Source organism: Wolbachia endosymbiont (group A) of Udea olivalis (genome assembly GCF_964028365.1).
In the GTDB taxonomy this organism is placed as follows: Bacteria; Pseudomonadota; Alphaproteobacteria; order Rickettsiales; family Anaplasmataceae; genus Wolbachia; species Wolbachia pipientis.
Genome location: NZ_OZ034773.1, coordinates 1,369,263 through 1,387,195, shown reverse-complemented (window position 1 = coordinate 1,387,195; position 17,933 = coordinate 1,369,263). Strand labels below are relative to the sequence as shown.

Genomic DNA, 17,933 nt, shown 5'->3' with positions numbered 1-17,933 from the left:
TTGTTTTAAAAGTGCTATGTTTTTTTTGTATGAAGTGGTTTTAATATTGATTCTAATATTATTCTTTCTCTCTTATTCTAAATTAAAAATTAGTAATAAGATTAAGAACTTACAGCATCAAAATGTTATCATAAATAATTTGATTGATACTGTGAATGATGGGTTTTATATTTGGGATGCAAAAAAACGTATAGAAAAGTTCTCTCCCAATTTACTAATTTTGCTTAATACTGTTTTTTACTCATTTAATGAGTTTGTGAATTTTTTTGAGCAATCAGAAAGCTTAATCAAAAATTTTGTTGAGGCAAAGGAAATAAATAAATCTTTTACTCTAGATTTAAAGTCAAAAGACAGTGAGGTTTATTGCATATGTTACGGTAGAAGCATAATAGATGATTCTAACAATGTGATAGGTGTGCTGTTATGGATAAGGAATGTCTCAGACTGTAAGATAAAGGCTAACGGACTTGAGTTAGAAAATAGTAAGCTTACACAGGAAGTGGAGAGCTATAAAAACGTTTTCAACTCTTTACCATTTCCAATACTAAGATATAACAAGAGTAGAAAGGTGGAATTTTATAACTTGTTTTATGATAAATATGTAGATGGTTCTAAGAAATTTGCTATTACCGGTAGCGCTCATAGCACAAAACCAGGAAGACATGTCATAACTTATAAGAACGAACCTAAGGTTTTCGATTTTGTTAAAATTCCAATACAAGGTTCTGGTAGCATAGTAATGTATGGGAAAGATGTTAGTGATGCAGAGAAATTATATACTGAATTAAACAGTTATTTAGCTACACAGAAAAATTTGCTTGAGAGGTTACCGGTTGCTATAGTAATATATAGTAAGAATCAAAAGCTAAAATTTTATAATAATGCTTTTATAAAAACCTTTCAATTTGACCCAAAATTTTTGGCATCTTACCCAACTTATCACGAAGTTATGCTTTACCTCTTCGAATCTAAAAAGCTTTTAGAAAAAGAGGATTTTCAAACTATTAGTAACCAAAGACATGAGTTGTTCAAAAAATTATTTGAATCGTACGATGATACGATGCACTTCACAAACGGAAAAGCGTTCAGGGTATTAACAATACCCTACGCTTCGGAAGGTTTGCTGTTCTCTTACGAAGAATGCAAAAGATAATACTTAAACTCCTTCTCTCTCTACCATGAGCTGTTTTACTTTCGCTATTGCTCTTGCTGGATTAAGTCCTTTAGGACAAGTTTTTGTGCAATTCATTATTGTATGACAACGATACAACTTGAATGGGTCGTTTAAAACATCAAGTCTTTCACCTGTCTTATTATCACGGCTGTCAGCAATCCATCTGTAAGCTTGTAATAGTATTGCTGGTCCTAAAAATTTATCACTATTCCACCAGTAGCTTGGGCAACCAGTCGAACAGCAAGCACATAATATACAGTCGGACAAGCCATCTAATTTTTTTCTATCTTCAGAAGATTGAGAGTATTCTTTATTTGGTAGGGCAGGCTTATCTGCTTGTAACCAAGGTTTAATTGATTTGTATTGCTCATAAAATTGGCTCAAATCCGAGACTAGGTCCTTTATTACATACATGTGAGGTAATGGATATATTTTTACGTCACCTTTTATATCATGTATAGATCTAGTACATGCAAGAGTATTGGTTCCGTCAATATTCATGGCACAAGATCCACATATGCCTTCTCTACAAGAACGTCTGAAAGTTAAAGTCGAATCTATTTCATCCTTTATTTTTATTAATGCATCAAGTACCATAGGGCCACAACTATCCATATCAATAAAAAATGTGTCTATTCTAGGGTTTTTCTCGTCATCAGCAGACCAACGGTAAATTTGAAATCTTCTGATGTTTTTTGCTCTAGCAGGAATAGGATAAATTTTGCCCTTTTGATTAATTTTAGAATTCTTTGGCAAAGAAAACTGAACCATATCACTTACCTTTTATTGTTTATAGCTAAAACCCTTTGTAGATAACATATTTTATTATCATCTACTATATTTTTATTAAATTCCTTTTAAATCGCACACATATTGTAGCCAAGCGAAGCTAAAATCTCTCTTTCTAGATTTTTCATTATAATTTCTTCATCTTTTTTTTGGTGATCATAACCAAGTAAATGCAGTAATCCATGCACTAACATGTGTGCAATGTGAGCAAGAATGGGTATATAATACTCATGCGATTCTCTTTTTATTGTGTCTATTGAAATTGCTATGTCTCCTAAATCGCACTCATTAGACAATTGTTCATACGGAAATGATAGTACGTTAGTTGGCTTATCCATTTCTCTAAATTTTAAATTAAGTTGATGTAGCAAGTCATCATCAGCCAGAGCTATTGATATATTTGGTTTATAGTGGTCTATTTTTAATTCTTTTAGAGAAGCATTGATGACACCTAATACAAAATTTTTAGGATTTTCTATAATGCTGCACCATTTCTTGTCAAGAATATTTACTTCTAACATGAGTGACACATCAGTAAGGGTGTCATGCAAATAGCTGACACTGGAATCCAAAAAAGAAGAGTTATAGACCCTTGTGTCATGTACACAACTGTACGAATATTGTACACTAGAAGGATGTCATCCCAGTGTCTAGGCACTGGGATCCAGGAATTTTGATTAGACATCAAGTTAGTGAATATAAAAGTAGCTAATCTTATATTAAAACACAACGGCTTTAATGTGGTTGCATTAAGGCTGGATTCCAGTGTCAAGAACTGGAATGACACCTTTGTGTTTGATGCAAAATCGGCTATAACGTTTAATGCACTGCCTTCGAGACAAATATTCATACAGCTGTGCGTTGTGTGCTGAGATGACATCATTTAGGAACTGAAATGACAGGTATTACACATCACTCATCCTTATTATTTCATTCCATTCAATTTCCGAAACTGGGGCAATTGATAAACGTGGTTGTTTTAATATAGTCATATTTTTCAAAAGTGGGTTTTGTTTTATATTATTTAACGTTACTTGGTTATTTAAAGGTTTCAAAAACTTTACATTCACTAATCCGAACTTGGGATCATTAACATGATAATACTCTTTAAATACTTCAACGATTCCAAGTATTGCTTTCTCTTTACCTGTATGATAAAAAAACGCAAGATCGCTTGCTTTCATAATTTTCATGTAATTTTGAGCTTGATAATTGCGCACACCATCCCACTCAACTACCTGCTCCTTTTCCATTTTTTGCCATGAGTATTCACTTGGCTCTGACTTAAGTAGCCAAAATTGCATTATTTTTTTCTTCTTAAGTAAGCTGGTATATCATAGATATTGCTGCCCCACTTAGCTCCTTCGCTTACCTGTTCAGCTGGTTTTGTTTCCAGTGTTTTGTCTTGTGTACTTTCACTTTGACTATATGGCCACTTAAATTTCTCTTTCTCTGAGTCTTCGCTCTGACTTATAGGTGAAGTTTCTGATTTATTATTGCGACCATCAATGCCAGTTGCAAGAACAGAAACTCTAACTCTTCCCTCCATCGCTTGATCAAAAGTAGCACCAAATATTATATTTGCATTTTCATCTACTTCTTCACGCACTCTATTGGCTGCAGCATCAACTTCAAACAGAGTCATATCTCCGCCACCAGTAATGTTAATTAATATTCCTTGCGCACCTTTCATTGATACATTATCAAGCAATGGATTAGATATTGCAGCCTCTGCAGCACTAATTGCTCTATCTTCTCCTTCTGCCTCTCCGGTGCCGATCATCGCTTTGCCCATCTCGCTCATTACTGTTTCTATATCAGCGAAGTCAAGATTGATAAGCCCTGGCATGACCATCAAGTCAGTTACTCCTCTGATGCCAATGTGCAGAACATTATCAGCAAGTTTAAATGCATCAGAAAATGTAGTTTTTTCATTTGCAATTCTAAATAAATTCTGATTTGGAATGACAATAAGTGTATCCACGTATTTTTGCAGTTCTTCAAGTCCAAGCTCTGCAATGCGCATACGGCGCACACCTTCAAAACCGAACGGTTTAGTTACAACTCCAACAGTCAATATCTTTTTTTCTTTTGGCGCTCTATCCTTAACTGCGGCTCTTGCTTCTCTGGCTGCTTTTGCAATTACCGGTGCTGCACCGGTTCCAGTACCACCGCCCATTCCTGCTGTGATGAAAAGCATATGACTATCTTTTATATGCTCCATAATCTCATCAATTGACTCTTCTGCTGCACCTTTGCCAACATCAGGCAAAGCACCAGCACCAAGCCCCTTAGTTAAATTAATGCCAAGCTGAATTTTTTTATCACATAACGACTTTTCTAGTGCTTGAGCATCGGTATTTGCGACAACAAAATTCACTCCTTGCAAATTAGATTGGATCATGTTATTCACAGCATTTCCACCAGCACCACCCACTCCCACAACGGTAATCCTTGGGTGCAATATAGGTAACTCCGGCAGACTAAGATCAATAGACATTTAAATTACTCAAATTTAGCGAATTCACTTGATAATAAGTTACCGCTTTTTTAATAATATGCAAATAATTTTCACTTCTATAGGCGTAAACAGTAAACGGGATTTACTTATTCTTAACATTTATACTAATAAGTGCCGTTAATTATAATAACTAGATTCTTAGATGACATCACTTAACCGATGCAAAAAATAGAAAACGTTTATAAAAAGGGACAGAAACCTATCCCTTTTTATTTTGTTAAAGATTATTAGCTTCCTTATCTTTCTCTTCCCCTTTCAATGCTTCAACCGCAACATCTTTTAATTTTGAGGCAATTTGATATGTTCCATAAAGAACAGCAGCTGCAGCAATTGCCATTATGGCACCCGCAACTATCTGACCAGCAACACCTGTTCCGATAAATCCAGGTAATGAAGCAGCTATTGCTTGATTTGTTCCAACAAAGTAACTGGCAGTCTTAGCAAGAAACCCAGAAGCTTCTGCTGCACTAACAAAGCCTGCTTTCATATGCATTGCTGTAAAGACAACACTTGCAACTGCAAGCGGAAATAATGCTGTTCTCCCTTTATTATGCATAGCGTACTGACCAGCTCCACCAGCAGCACCAGGAATTCCCCAGTATTTTTCAGCTCGTATATATCCTTCTGAAATAGCATGAAAAATGCCACCCCCTTTTCTATACTCATAATTTGTTAATGCCATAACTCTACTCCTTAAATAGAATGTTAAAATTTCATTAAGGAAGCATATAGTAAAAAAAATTGCCTGTCAAGTAAACTAATTTTTTAATATACCTTTATTCTGTAATTGAGCGCTTCAGCAATGTGTGCTCTTTTTACTTCTTCACTTTTTGCAAGATCTGCAATAGTTCTTGCAACTTTTAATACGCGTGTGTAGCCTCGATTGGAAATGTAATTTTCTTTCAGTACGTATTTTAGCAATTCTAACCCTGCCTGATCTGGTTCAGTAAATTTATTAAATGCTTCACCGCTTACTTCTGAATTGCAACGAATATTTAATTCACTATAGCGCTCAGTTTGAACTTTTCTTGCTGCTATCACTCTTTCTCTTATGATTTTAGTACTTTCTCCCTCCACAGAGATTTCAGGAGAGAGTATGCTAACGTTTGGCATTTCAATGCATATGTCTATTCTATCAAGCAATGGGCCTGATATTTTGTTTTTGTAATCTGTGCCACACTTTGGAGCTTTGTTGCACGATCTGCTTGCATCACCTAAATAACCGCACCTGCAAGGGTTCATTGCAGCAATCAGTTGAAAATTTGCAGGGTAGGTTATGTGAGCATTTGCCCTTGCAACGGTAACTTTTCTATCTTCAAGTGGTTGGCGCAGAGAATCAAGCACAAGTCTTGGAAATTCTGGCAACTCATCAAGGAATAACACGCCATTGTGAGCCATGGTAATTTCTCCAGGTTTTGCATTCTTTCCTCCCCCTATCATCGCTGGCATAGAGCATGAATGATGAGGTTCACGAAAGGGACGAGTTACTTTGAATATTTCATTACCAGTTTTTGTTATGCTGGAAATAATATTAACATCAATTATCTCCTGTTCGGTTAAATCAGGCAGCAATCCTATAAAGCGCTTAGCAAGCATTGATTTTCCAGTACCAGGAGGGCCAACAAGAAGCATATTATGCCCACCTGCTGCTGCAATTTCAGCTGCTCTTTTTGCAACAACTTGGCCTTTGATATCCTTCATATCGGGAACCAATCTTTTTTCTTTGGGTGCATCACTATAATTAAAAATTACTGGCTGAATTAATTGCTCACCCTTAAAGTGTCTGATAATATCAGTTAATTTCTCTATAGCCAGAATTGAAACATTCTTCACCCATACAGCTTCTACACCATTTCCTCTCGGGCAAATTACTCCTTTATTGTCCTTTTTTGCATTAATTGCTGTTGGCAGCACACCTGAAACTGGAATAACTCTGCTATCAAGAGCCAGTTCACCCATGATTATATAAGACTGAACTTTTTCAACTGGTATCACATTCATTACAACAAGTAGTCCAATAGCAATAGCCAAGTCATAATGACTGCCTTCTTTCAGCAAATCCGCAGGGGAGAGATTAACTGTAATTCTTTTTGGAGGTAGTAGTAGATTGATTGAATTTAACGCTGCTCTGATGCGCTCTCTGGATTCTGCAACAGTTTTATCCGGCAAGCCAACAATATTGACTGCTAGTACAACATTGCATAATTCTATTATGCCTATTTTGATCAAAATTTGCAAGACTTTTTATGCGAAATACTATGTATAAGTGGTTGTGGTTGATTTCAATTTGATGAATTAACATTCTAATAATATTTTGTTTAGTCTGCCAATCTACCAGATCAAGTTTTGATTCAACACTTGAGGAAAAGTTTTTCAAGCTATCTGTAACAAGGCTCAATTCTTGTTGTAACTTCTTTTGATCGAGTGTTCTTTCTTTCTCTTCTTCAATTTCTTTCAAATGTTGTTTCATTGTTGTGATTCTTGGTTCAAATTCTTCTTGGCTTATAAACCCTTTGGCATAGCTATCAATAAATTTTTTGATACTTAATCTTAGCTTACTTTCTTGCTTTTCACGTGTTTGATTATGTAAAGGCTTTTTGTTCTCTGACAATCTACGTTGATATTCATTTGCAATCCTATCTGGCTCTTTCAGGATACTCTTGACTTCTTCCCATATAACTCCATCTAATACATCAGTGCGTATTGATTTATTATCGCAGATTTTATTGCCATTGAATTTGCTAGAGTTTGTACCAGAGCAACGATAGTAATAATATGTCGACTTTTTATGAACGTGGTTTGTACCGCAATAAGTATATTGACAACGTTGACATACCATTAAACCTTGCAATAAATATGTTTCTCTTCTTTGTCGTACTCTTGCTCTTTGCCTATTTTCAGTTAGTTGTGCCTGTACTGAATCAAATAAAGGCTCATTGATTATTTTTGGTACTGGAATATAAGTCCAGTTCTCTTTATCACTGTTAAAGCGACCACTTTTAAGTTTACCACAAGTTCCTTTTTTTGACTTTTTTACTTGTGGTTTTGAGCATGTCCTAGTTTTACCATAAGCTGCTTTTCCTATATAAGCAGGATTTCTTAACATGTTCCAAATAGTGCTCCTTTTCCAATACCTTTTTCCTGTTCGTGTTATTACCGGTATCTTATTCAGTTCATGTACAACTTCTCCTATACTTGCTCTTTCTTGGCCAACCCGACTAAATATTTTACGCACTATATTTGCCTCTTCTTCATCAACCTCAAATTGAGCACTTCCTTCACCTACATGTTTTGCTATGTAGCGATAACCGTAAGGCGCCCTACCCATCACACTTATACACCCAGCTTTGGCCGCATGAAGTTTACCTCTACGGTTTCGTTCCATAATCTTTGCACGTTCATACTCTGCTATTGCTCCCTGAATCTGTAGAAATAAATGGGAATCAGGATTATCATCAAACTTATGATTCAAAAATACTATTTCAGATCCAGCCTTTTTAAACTCTTCGAGTAAGATCATTTGATATGAAAATTTACGTGATAGCCGATCAGGTGAATGAATGTATATCTTATCAATCTTACCTTCTGCTACTCTATCACGTAAACTCTCTAAGCCAGGACGTTCTAAATTTGATCCACTGTAACCATTATCGATGAACCTATGCTCATCTAACAATTCATGTCCATCACTACTAATGCGACGCTCCAATTCTACAATCTGACTCTCTATTGTATTCTCCTGTGCCTGTTGTCTTGATGAAACTCTTGCATACAAGCTTACCGTTGTCATTTTCTTTCACCTCCTTTGTTTTACATTTCAATAATTGTTCATAAGCATTTGCCAAATATGTACCCGCCAACCTGTGAGGTTCATAACGGCAATTAATAGTTAATTCCCCTTTTTGCATGTTTTTCTTCCTGTGAATTTTTTTATAGGTTAGGAGACTTCTATTAAACTAAACCAATGCACACCTTATTTAAGAAAGCTATCTAGTTCACACAAATTCTCCCTAATAAATATACAAGATTTGAAGAAATTATGTCCAAAAAATCTTTGCCTAAATCATCATATTATGTATAACATGGCTTATTTAATATGTTATGGAGATTTATCCAAGTCATAAATTCTGGGAGAGCGACTTAGAAGTTCCGGTTAACCTTTTATTAGATCGTTTTCAGGATTCTAATATACGTCAGTCTTGGTTAGATTCCCTTTCTGGTAAACAACTGAGCATTATTTTTCAGCATTGCTTTAAAAATCATTTAAATGGACAACTTTTTCAAGACGGAGATTATGATGATAGATCCACTCAGCAAAAACGTAAGATACTTACCAATTACTCTGACTCTCTTTTTAACTATTATCTCATTAGCTACTTTGATCGTACAAAACTTGAGGCTACAGTCAGTGAAGTAGCAAGATTTGCTCTGACTGAGAAGTTAATGAGATCGTATCTGATAAAAAATAATACCAAGTATGATAAAAGATCCTTGTTGTTTTTACTATTTCACATAAATTGTGAATTTCTAAAATCTGTCTATCATTTTGATAAAGTACAAAAGAAAGGTTTCATATCATTTGCTCTACAGAAATCACCAAGACAAATAAACACTTCATTTAAAGAGTTTATGTCACAAGAAGCTGTAGAGCAGATACTTAAGGATGATGATCAGTTGCAGGGTTTTTTCCATCATCAAGATCGAATATATATGTTTGTACGTCGAGGAAGTGACATGGATTTACTGCTTAATTCAAACAAAGTTGTTCATGGTCATAAACCTGAGTGGATGATTTTAGATTTCTCTCTTGATGGCACTCAGGTTAATCTCTGTGCTAAAAATACTAATAAAGCTGTGGAAATAGCAAATAGCATTGTAAGTGGGTATTTTGACTGCGAATGTACTTTTGTAAATATACAAGATAAGAACTTTCCACTACAAGTGCACAAATTTCTTCAAGCATGTATAGATGGTTCTGACTCTGACATTTGTATATTTGAGTTAAATTTTAAGTCAGATTATTTTAAAAATAGTAATACATATCTTACTTTAAGTGTAAAACCGCATGATCCTATTGCACCAGAGTTACATATTTTAAAGCCAGCTATTGGCAACATACTACAATCTATTCAATCAGCTAAAGTAATGTTCCAAAACAAAAAGGTAACATTTTCTTTCAAAATAAGTGGGGAAGTTTATTATTCAGAGCATCCACTCAATAAAAAAGAAAGAGAGGACCTGAAGAAACATATGGAACAATCTTATGGTCTTAAAATTCTTTCACGAGCAAATTGCTGATCTTTTAAGTTCAAATGGTTCCTGGATTAATCCAAGCCAAAATCATATTAAAGCAGCAAGATACTTATTCGATCTTGGATTGATAAAAATGCAAGAAAGGTATTATATTGTTTGCTCTCGTGAAGAAGATCATCTTGATTGGCCAAATGTAATTGATTCAAGTTGTAGCAATGAGATTTTTATCGATTCAGACTTTGATGAAGCATGTGATGACGCTATTTGTGAAAACTGTTCTCGTCATATTCTGCCTAATACTTATCAAAAACAGAGATTTCATCTCTTATCCATATACTTAAATACAGAAAAGGTCATAGACTGGTTTGAAACAAAGTTGAATGATTCAAAACTTATGTGGGAAAAAGTGGAAAAAGGAGTTTATTATATTTGTAATCAAGGTCGTATTGTAAATCTAATAATCCTTGATTTTTGTACTGATGCGATATTTTTAACTATAGATAAACTTAGAGTCCACCCTACAGTTCTCATCACTCTAAAAAAAGATATACCAAATCTATTACTGAATCTATATGTAGTGCCAATGGTGAAACTGTTTTGTCAGCTTAAGACTGTAACTGAGATATTCCGAGAGGCAGCTAAAAGAGGAGTAGCAAAGGTAGTAGAAAATACTTCTTTGCAAGTTTTACCAGCTTCATATATTTCGCTTAAACGTGTTGAACCAATTATACCAACAAAGCTTTTGGAGTTACAGGTAGTTAAAGGTATGGTATATGTTAATAGTATTGAAGTTATAAATAAAAAAGCTGCATCATGTCTTAATATTTTTCGAATATTATTTAGGCAATTTTTACATGACTGTGAGAAAGAATTACCACCTGAAAAACATACACTTCTCAATATTAATCAGTTAGAAAAACTCTTGGGACTTAATTTAGAAGCAGATTTAGAACAACAAATCAGAAAACCATTAAATAAAATGCAAAGAACAATCAAATCTACACTTGCTGAGAAATTAGGATTAAGTATTGAACGTGATGATGTAATACAAACACTTGGTTGGCAAAGATTATCACATGGTTATCGAATTAACCCTTTTACTTTGACTATAAAAAAATAGAGTTTTTTGTTATCAAAAATAGTTTTTTTCAGCTCCATGAATAAATTTTCCCACCCCACGTGCAAATGGTCCTGTTTTTACATCAAGCCATTTATCCTCTTTTGAGCCATTAGCCATTCCTTTAACTATTTGCTTTACCTGTAAAAGCTCTTGTACTATACGCTCTAATCTATCCCTTCCCATACTATGAAAAATCTCAGGCAGTCTATGTCGTTGTTTATGTATTCCTGCACTTCCTGTATGAGTAAATGGATGTCCTGAACTAGCAGCTCGCGCAATTGAATCAATAAGATATATTTTAAGATCTTTATCGCTAATATTTTGAGCTTTTAATTGTTCAGTAATGTCTTCCAATAGCCCTGTTTCTTCATTTCTTAGGTAAGTACGTATGGTACGATCAGCTAGGCCATTTGCCTTAACAACAGCTCCATAAAATAAGGCATTTTGTCTTGGGATTTTTCCAATTGACCTAAAAATCATCGGTTTAGTCATATCCTCAACAGGCCAAAAAGCAAAAGAACACCTGACTCCATTTACGAGAGCAGAAGTACCTCGAATAGCATCTCGTGCTTGCTCTACTGTTGATATAGGCTTTTCTCCCTTCAGCTTTCTCATATGATGTGCAGTAATTATTGAAGCTCCAGTGCTACATGCTAAATCAGATAATAAACACATGAGATAATCCCCTACTGCTGGGTCAGCATTTAAATCTGCATGAATGAAAGAAGCAAGGGGATCAAATATAATGAGCTTTAAATCCTTTATTCTGCTCAGCTGCTTCATTACCGACTCAAATTCTGGAGATATTTCTACAACTTTACCGCGAACGTTCTTAAGTATGGTAAGAGATCCTCCGATGTTTGGTAATGGTACAATAAATAGCCTATCTTTATATTTCAATCTCTCGCATTTTGGATCAAGTCGTTCTAAGCGACGATGTATTTCATTTGTATCATCTTCTGCAGAAAATACCACAACAGATCCGTGTTCAGTAACAAGTTGGCCAAATCCGCATACCTGATCTATGCTAGCTGCAACCTTGAGGGCTAGGTCAAGAAGAAGCATACCTTTACCAGTATCACCCATTGCAGCTAAAATAGATGTGACACCCAAAGGAAATAATCCTTCAACTAAGAATCTTTGCTTTGGTACTGGACCTACAAAACGCTCTACACTCCAGCTGAAAATATCAAGTGGTGGTTTAATAATTATTTTTCTTGAGTTTTTTTCAATAAATTCTTCAATATTTATTCCCTCTAACACACAATCAGCAGCATCCCAACTCCTTGGTTTATCCGATGGAATCTTAAGCGTAGCAAGTGATGCAACACCAAGTTCTAAAAGTCTCTTTTCAGCGTTTTTGGTATATTTATTACCTGCTTCATCGTTGTCTGGCCAAATAATAATATGCTTGCCCTTAAGCGGAGTCCAATCTGTTTTATCAATAGGCGCATTTGCTCCAAACATTGCTGTTGTTGCAGTTATTCCTTTCTCTATAAGTGCTTCTGCGCATTTTTCTCCTTCAACCAGAATAACTTTATCGGACTTTAAAATACCTGGAATGTTGTAGAGTGGTCTTATCTCCGGCTCTTTGAATCTTTGTTTTTTAACATCAAATGGTTTAAACTGTTTTTTCTCTAGAGGAGGATCATAACGGTAGACTATTACGATTACTTGATTGCTCTCGTCGTAGTAGTTCCAGCTACAAGTCAGGTATTGTTCTAAATCTCTAGTATTATTTTTTTCTTTGATGCCGAGCCATTCACTTATTGAAAGCATTACTTCAGGAAATTCTGTTTTCGCATTCTTCCCGTGTACTGTTGCCCAAAGGTCAATAATGTCACCACCTTCTCCTGTTGCAAAATCTTTCCATAATCCGGCTCTTTCGCCTGTTAATTCTATTACAGTACTTTTGCCTTTGTTACCCTGTACATCACCTACATAAAACTTATCACCACGAAATGTCCCTCTTGGTAATAGATGAAAAAGACAAGATCTGATATTTTGCAAAAGCTGAGTCTTTAGCTCTACCATAGTATCCGTTTTTTGCGGACAAGTTAAGCCGTAGCTATAATTTTAGAATTCTGCCAACGCCCATTTACCCTGCTAATGAATTTTGCTGGTATTGATTTACCGTTTCTTAGCTCATATACTACCTGCAAGACATTTGCGCGTTTACTTGGTTGAAACATTACCATACCAGACGTGTAAAAACTTCTTAAAGCATTAGCACCAATTAAAGCTTGAAAAGGACTTTTTGCTAGTGTAGCTGTGGATACTTTTCTGGTATGACGTGTAATAATGATTCCAGCCGTAGGATTAATTACAGAACGTAGTTTTTCTATTCTGCTTTGCAGGCCAGAAAACATATTTTCATAGTCAAGAGAATCCAAGACGATAAGGTCTATTGTTTTAAATTTTTCTCCTATGATCTCTTTTATTCTCTCTATACCTTCATCGTTTAAAGTTAATCTCATCTTTGTAGTAACAATCAAGTTTTCCTCTGCTAGATTTGGCAGCCTTTGATTGGTTATGATTTGTTGTATTCGTTCCCTGATGTAATTGTACTCCATCTCATTTTGCAGATAGATTATTTTTAGTGGCCTTGCTGATTTCATCTTAAGAAACGACACTCCTGCTGCAAGATGTGCAAGCAAAGAGAGAAGAAAATAACTTTTGCCAACCTTTGGCGTACCACCAATGACTAAAAGACCACCTGGAGTGAGAATTCGTGGAGCTATTATGTCTTCTGGTATTGGTGATTGATCACTTAAGTACTGCTTTACAGAAAATATTTTTTCTTCTCTTTTCCCCCCTTTTTTTTCTCCACTCTTTGATTTTTTATTGAGCCACTTTCTAGCAGAATATATATCACCCTTAATTAAAATCCAAAGATCAATAATATCACCACCAGTTCCTTCAGTAAAATTACGCCAATCACCAGCTTCCTTACCTAATATTTTAACTGTAATTGTATTTCCATTTAAGTCTCCAATATAAGTTTTATCTCGGTAAAACTCACCATTTGGAAGTAGGTAAGAAACACACTCCTTGATATTATCAATCAATAACATCTTTAACTCTTTTTGCTTTTTAGACATAAAATTCCCATACATATTTTTCATACGTGTAAAGTTGAGATTAGCTAGCTCACAAACAGTTTCAAAAGACTTTGAATTCAGCCAATTAATTGCTTCTTCTCTTAGCTTTGGGTTTTTTCCTACTGCGTCCTGAATACCTCTAGTAACGACAGCAGACCAAAGCTTTTCCTCGTCGTACTTCAAAATGGTACTCTGTCAATTTCATAATTTTTGCGGTATTCTACCGAAGCAATTTTGTTTTTCTCTCCATATTCATCAGTTATAACACCTACCTTTACTGTAAACTCCAACCCATTTAATTCTGCAATTGAATTTAGCTTACGAGCAAGGATTGCATTTTCTGAGTTATCATGTGGATGAATGTCACGTGCCGATTCCAAGATACTGCGAAGCATAGAGCGACCCATTTCTCCCCAAGTATCTTCTGCTTTATTACTTTTAATACCAATTATTTGGTAAATCTTGTGCTTTTCATATAGACCTTCAATAACGGTAAATTCTGTATTTAAATAAATGCTACCGGTAGTGGGGCTTTTAGTAAACCAATGCTCATAACCTCCAGGCTTGATTGTCATTTTTACCTTTACTATTGTACCTTTTGGTATCAATCTACTTTGCGGTTTTACAGTGTTAAAATCAGTTAATAGGTTTTGTAACATATATCACTCTCCATGTTTAAATTTTAAAACTTGCTTTTAATCTTTGTAAGCAGCTTGCCTAAATGCGGTTCTTCAACCATACTCAGGCGTCCACTGCGGTCTTTAGCTGGGTATCCCCAAGGGTTTAAAGTGTGGCAAACAAAAGAGCGTTTCTCCGTTCCATCATCTTTCTTGATTCCAACCATACTGATTACTTCGTCAACTATCCCAGGAATTTCACTAGCAGTTTTAGCCCCTTCGCATTGAGGTAGCCAGTTTGGACGATTAAAATCGTCTAAATACTGACCTAAAGTACCAACTATGATGATGTCTTTGTCTCTGATATGTTGAAATTGATTGAGCCAAGCCATCATTTCTTGAGCAAGTAATCCATAGGCAGCTCTCATATCCTGTTTTCCTGATCTCTCAGAAAAAGCTTCAGGTTGCATTTTTGTCCATAAAAGACATAAACGTGAAGCAACGGTTATGCTATCTATAAAAATGCATCGGTATTTAGAAAACTCAGAGGAAAAATCTTTGTACTTACTAGATACATGTTCATAGTGTCTTTGGCTGTATGCCTGATCAGATTTTAATGCAGGATTAGAACCGCCTATAAGACAAGCAATATCTCTAGCTTCACTCCAAGTGCGAAGGCTAATTGAATCTCCTTGCCAGTCTTGAACAGCAAGAAGCCCTGCTTCAAAATCAAGGCAAAGTGTTGGTTCATCTATAGTCTTTAGTAGACTTGTTTTACCAATACCATAAGGACCAAAGATGACCATCTTTACACTTGATATTGTTTGCAATCTTTCATTATTATTCAAAATTTTAAGAATCATTATTTATCCATGCTGCAATGTATATATACAAGAAAGGCAAAAATTTTGTTCAATTTTTCTTTTTGCCTGCGTAGTAAATAGGAAAAAGTTTGGCACGTATCTTCTTGATAATATTGTTTAAAGTGGTTCTTGAAACGTTGTTCATTTTGGCAACTTCATGTAAGTTAAAAAATTTAAGTTGCTCACATATATTTTGCCATTCCTTTGGTAAAACCGAGATCATATAGTCTACATCAATGCGTTTTGTTATTTCACCCTCAAATAGCTCTGTTACATCAATGCTAAGATAGTTATTGATATTACGTTTTGCACATTGCTGTTTCTTTAACAGGTTAATAGCTTTATTTTCAGTTAATCTTGCTACAAAGGTATTAAAGCTACTTTTGTCTTCATCATACTGATCAAGATATGGCCAAATTTCACAGAAGAGTTCTTGCTCAAGGTCTTCGTTATTCTCATCAATAAAGCACTTGGCAAGTTTTAGTCTATAGGCTTGGTATTTTACGTTTTTAACAATTATAGCTATATTTTTTAATTTCATGGTTTTCCCTAAAACAAATTAATGCTTTAAGGATGAGAGTTATTAATGCCCTTATGTAGGACAGGAGCAAAAATAAATAATACTGATGCGATTTTTAATCTATTGATATTCTGTTATTTTTTTTTGAGAATAATACCGGTGCAATTTAAAATAATACAGTTCAGGTTTTTAGAAACTATTTTGAATGGATTTCAATATTTTTAAGAATGGGTAGCTCAGGCTTCCTAAAGTTATATTAAAAATATATAAGAATTTCATATTTTGAAATTCAATATCACCTAAAGAGCTAAAAATGTGGATTTCGCTATTAAAAGAATAGCTTAAATTTTTAAGAGGAAAATAGTTGAAAAGTATGCTCTCTATAACCTTAAGTTCCGTTCCTGATTACTGGCTTCCTAAATCAGGAATTAGGAATCAGGAATCTAGAACTAGCCTGTATGGCGGGGTTTCACCATACGTTCCTAAAACCGTTCCTAGGAACGGCATATCTGAAGTCCGCCAATATGGAGGATTCTAGCTTCCTGAAACCCTTATATATAATATATATATATAATACATATATAAAAATATACACATATATAAAAACATATAAAAGTAGAATAATAAAAAAACCTCTAGAAGTAGAAAAATCATGTTTAGAAGGTTTTCAAATTCGAGAAAAATTTTTCAAAAATTGAAGATTTTTTGGACGAAAATTTTCCAAATCTTGTATATATATGTACTCGGCAATTGAAAGATTTGGCAAACAAACTGGCTGTAAAAGAGTTTTCATGTTAGTTGTTAAATTTCGAAAATTAAAGATTTTTTGGACATAATTTTTTCGAATCTTGTATATATATGTACACAACAACTGAAAGGAAATGCTCACCCTAGATCTTGGCAAACAAACTGGCTGGACTATTTTAAATGATGGAATAGTGCAAAGTGGAAGTAAGAGTTTTCATGTTAGCAGGTTTAGTGGTGGTGGAGTGCAGTTTTTAAACTTTCGTAATTGGCTTAATGCACTTAAGTATAAATTTCCAGGTATTGAAGTTGTGTACTTTGAAGAAGTGAGAAGACATCTAGGAACTGATGCTGCACATATCTATGGAGGGTTTTTAGCACACCTTTCTGCTTGGTGTGAGGAAAGCAATATTTCCTATCAAGGTGTTTCGGTTAAGACTATTAAACGTTTTATAACTGGCAAGGGTAATGCAAGTAAAGCTGATGTAATTGAAGCAGTGCAGGAAAAGGGTTTTTGTCCAATGGATGATAATGAAGCAGATTCTTTAGCTTTAATGTTCTATGTTATGAATTTTAGTAAAGATTTTAATATATTAAAAACACCATAGAAAGTGGGTCCTTCCGGCCATGCTGGCAGGTTTGGTGGTCTTGACCTCGGGCCTTCTTTAGCGTTAGACATATTTCAAATGTTAACTACTTACGAAATTATAGCTGAGCAGTGCTAAAATAAGGAGAAAAAAAAGGTGAGAATTACGCAAGCAGAATGGGCAAGGGAAAAAGGGTTTTCGAGGCAATATGTCTGTTCTTTAGTAAAAAAAGGAATAGTTGAGCTGGAAGATGGACTTATTGACCGAGAACAAGCAAATGAAGCGGTAGCAGCAATAAGAGATCCAAGTCAACCACTGAGGAGAAAAGAGCGCGGAGAAACACTTTCAACGATATTGCTAAAAACGCGAATAAAAAATGAAACCGAGCGTGGTAAACTTTTGGAAGCTAAAGTGAAAGCTGAAGTAGGCAAATTTGTGTCAATTGAAGAAGTAAAAACTGAAGCATTTAATGTAGCAAGAGTTGTTCGTAATAATTTGCTTAATATTCCAAATAGGGTTTCAGCACTACTTGCATCACTGAGTGACACTGAAAAGATTCATATGGCGCTAACCGAAGAGATTACAAACTCATTACAAGAATTATCTAATACTAAATTTCAAATATAAAAAGATTTTGAATATAA

The 17,933-nt window shown here is 34.8% G+C and carries 17 protein-coding genes; 5 read left to right on the top strand and 12 right to left on the bottom strand.

Translation table 11 applies throughout. The features are described 5' to 3' along the window. The first annotated feature begins 16 nt into the window (after positions 1-16). Positions 17-1,153 carry a hypothetical protein gene (locus ABWU32_RS06525; RefSeq protein WP_010962793.1) on the top strand — a complete coding sequence of 379 codons (1,137 nt, stop codon included), beginning with the start codon at positions 17-19 and terminating at the stop codon, positions 1,151-1,153. Between the two features lie 3 nt (positions 1,154-1,156). Here ABWU32_RS06525 and ABWU32_RS06520 read toward each other — a convergent pair whose 3' ends face one another. From ABWU32_RS06520 to ABWU32_RS06485, 7 genes are all read right to left on the bottom strand, one after another. Next, positions 1,157-1,945 (bottom strand): succinate dehydrogenase iron-sulfur subunit, encoded by a 789-nt coding sequence (locus tag ABWU32_RS06520; RefSeq protein ID WP_010082472.1) that lies wholly within the window; start codon positions 1,943-1,945, stop codon positions 1,157-1,159. An 86-nt stretch (positions 1,946-2,031) separates the two neighbouring features. Beyond that, positions 2,032-2,484, bottom strand: coding sequence for an rRNA maturation RNase YbeY (gene ybeY / locus ABWU32_RS06515; RefSeq protein WP_010082473.1), 453 nt, complete (start codon positions 2,482-2,484; stop codon positions 2,032-2,034). A 384-nt stretch (positions 2,485-2,868) separates the two neighbouring features. After that, positions 2,869-3,267 (bottom strand): EVE domain-containing protein, encoded by a 399-nt coding sequence (locus tag ABWU32_RS06505; RefSeq protein WP_007549395.1) that lies wholly within the window; start codon positions 3,265-3,267, stop codon positions 2,869-2,871. Beyond that, on the bottom strand, positions 3,267-4,463 hold the full coding sequence (gene ftsZ, locus ABWU32_RS06500) for a cell division protein FtsZ (protein WP_010962790.1): 1,197 nt from the start codon (positions 4,461-4,463) through the stop codon (positions 3,267-3,269). The genes ABWU32_RS06505 and ftsZ overlap by 1 nt, the downstream gene beginning before the upstream one ends. Positions 4,464-4,701: 238 nt before the next feature. Beyond that, positions 4,702-5,166 (bottom strand): hypothetical protein, encoded by a 465-nt coding sequence (locus ABWU32_RS06495; RefSeq protein WP_265027870.1) that lies wholly within the window; start codon positions 5,164-5,166, stop codon positions 4,702-4,704. Between the two features lie 83 nt (positions 5,167-5,249). Then, positions 5,250-6,713, bottom strand: coding sequence for a YifB family Mg chelatase-like AAA ATPase (locus ABWU32_RS06490; protein WP_353278595.1), 1,464 nt, complete (start codon positions 6,711-6,713; stop codon positions 5,250-5,252). Next, the gene (locus ABWU32_RS06485; protein WP_338481674.1) at positions 6,643-8,274 is read right to left on the bottom strand and encodes a recombinase family protein; all 1,632 of its coding nucleotides are present in this window, start codon (positions 8,272-8,274) and stop codon (positions 6,643-6,645) included. The genes ABWU32_RS06490 and ABWU32_RS06485 overlap by 71 nt, the downstream gene beginning before the upstream one ends. Before the next feature lie 311 nt (positions 8,275-8,585). Between ABWU32_RS06485 and ABWU32_RS06480 the strand changes: the two genes are divergently transcribed. Further along, positions 8,586-9,782: a hypothetical protein gene (locus tag ABWU32_RS06480; protein ID WP_341823929.1), complete on the top strand. Its 1,197-nt coding sequence runs from the start codon at positions 8,586-8,588 to the stop codon at positions 9,780-9,782. After that, positions 9,748-10,857: a hypothetical protein gene (locus ABWU32_RS06475; RefSeq protein WP_264704926.1), complete on the top strand. Its 1,110-nt coding sequence runs from the start codon at positions 9,748-9,750 to the stop codon at positions 10,855-10,857. The genes ABWU32_RS06480 and ABWU32_RS06475 overlap by 35 nt, the downstream gene beginning before the upstream one ends. A 12-nt stretch (positions 10,858-10,869) precedes the next feature. On the opposite strand, the gene ABWU32_RS06470 is transcribed toward ABWU32_RS06475, so the two are convergent. Genes ABWU32_RS06470 through ABWU32_RS06450 form a run of 5 tightly spaced genes read right to left on the bottom strand, consistent with a single transcriptional unit; the run spans position 10,870 to position 15,979 of the window. Then, positions 10,870-12,891 (bottom strand): AAA family ATPase, encoded by a 2,022-nt coding sequence (locus ABWU32_RS06470; protein ID WP_264704928.1) that lies wholly within the window; start codon positions 12,889-12,891, stop codon positions 10,870-10,872. Positions 12,892-12,914: 23 nt separating this feature from the next. Further along, positions 12,915-14,141, bottom strand: coding sequence for an AAA family ATPase (locus tag ABWU32_RS06465; protein WP_341823928.1), 1,227 nt, complete (start codon positions 14,139-14,141; stop codon positions 12,915-12,917). Next, a complete protein-coding gene (locus tag ABWU32_RS06460) occupies positions 14,138-14,617 on the bottom strand; it encodes a hypothetical protein (protein ID WP_264705213.1) in 480 nt (159 codons plus the stop codon). The genes ABWU32_RS06465 and ABWU32_RS06460 overlap by 4 nt, the downstream gene beginning before the upstream one ends. A gap of 23 nt (positions 14,618-14,640) precedes the next feature. Continuing rightward, positions 14,641-15,438, bottom strand: coding sequence for an ATP-binding protein (locus ABWU32_RS06455; RefSeq protein WP_341823927.1), 798 nt, complete (start codon positions 15,436-15,438; stop codon positions 14,641-14,643). A 49-nt stretch (positions 15,439-15,487) separates the two neighbouring features. Beyond that, entirely contained in the window at positions 15,488-15,979 is a 492-nt protein-coding gene (locus ABWU32_RS06450; protein WP_341823926.1) for a sigma-70 family RNA polymerase sigma factor, read from the bottom strand. 860 nt (positions 15,980-16,839) lie between these two features. On the opposite strand from ABWU32_RS06450, the gene ABWU32_RS06445 reads away from it, so the two are divergent. Beyond that, the gene (locus ABWU32_RS06445) at positions 16,840-17,310 is read left to right on the top strand and encodes a Holliday junction resolvase (protein WP_341823925.1); all 471 of its coding nucleotides are present in this window, start codon (positions 16,840-16,842) and stop codon (positions 17,308-17,310) included. A gap of 135 nt (positions 17,311-17,445) precedes the next feature. Then, the gene (locus ABWU32_RS06440) at positions 17,446-17,916 is read left to right on the top strand and encodes a hypothetical protein (RefSeq protein ID WP_341823924.1); all 471 of its coding nucleotides are present in this window, start codon (positions 17,446-17,448) and stop codon (positions 17,914-17,916) included. The last annotated feature ends 17 nt before the right edge of the window (positions 17,917-17,933 follow it).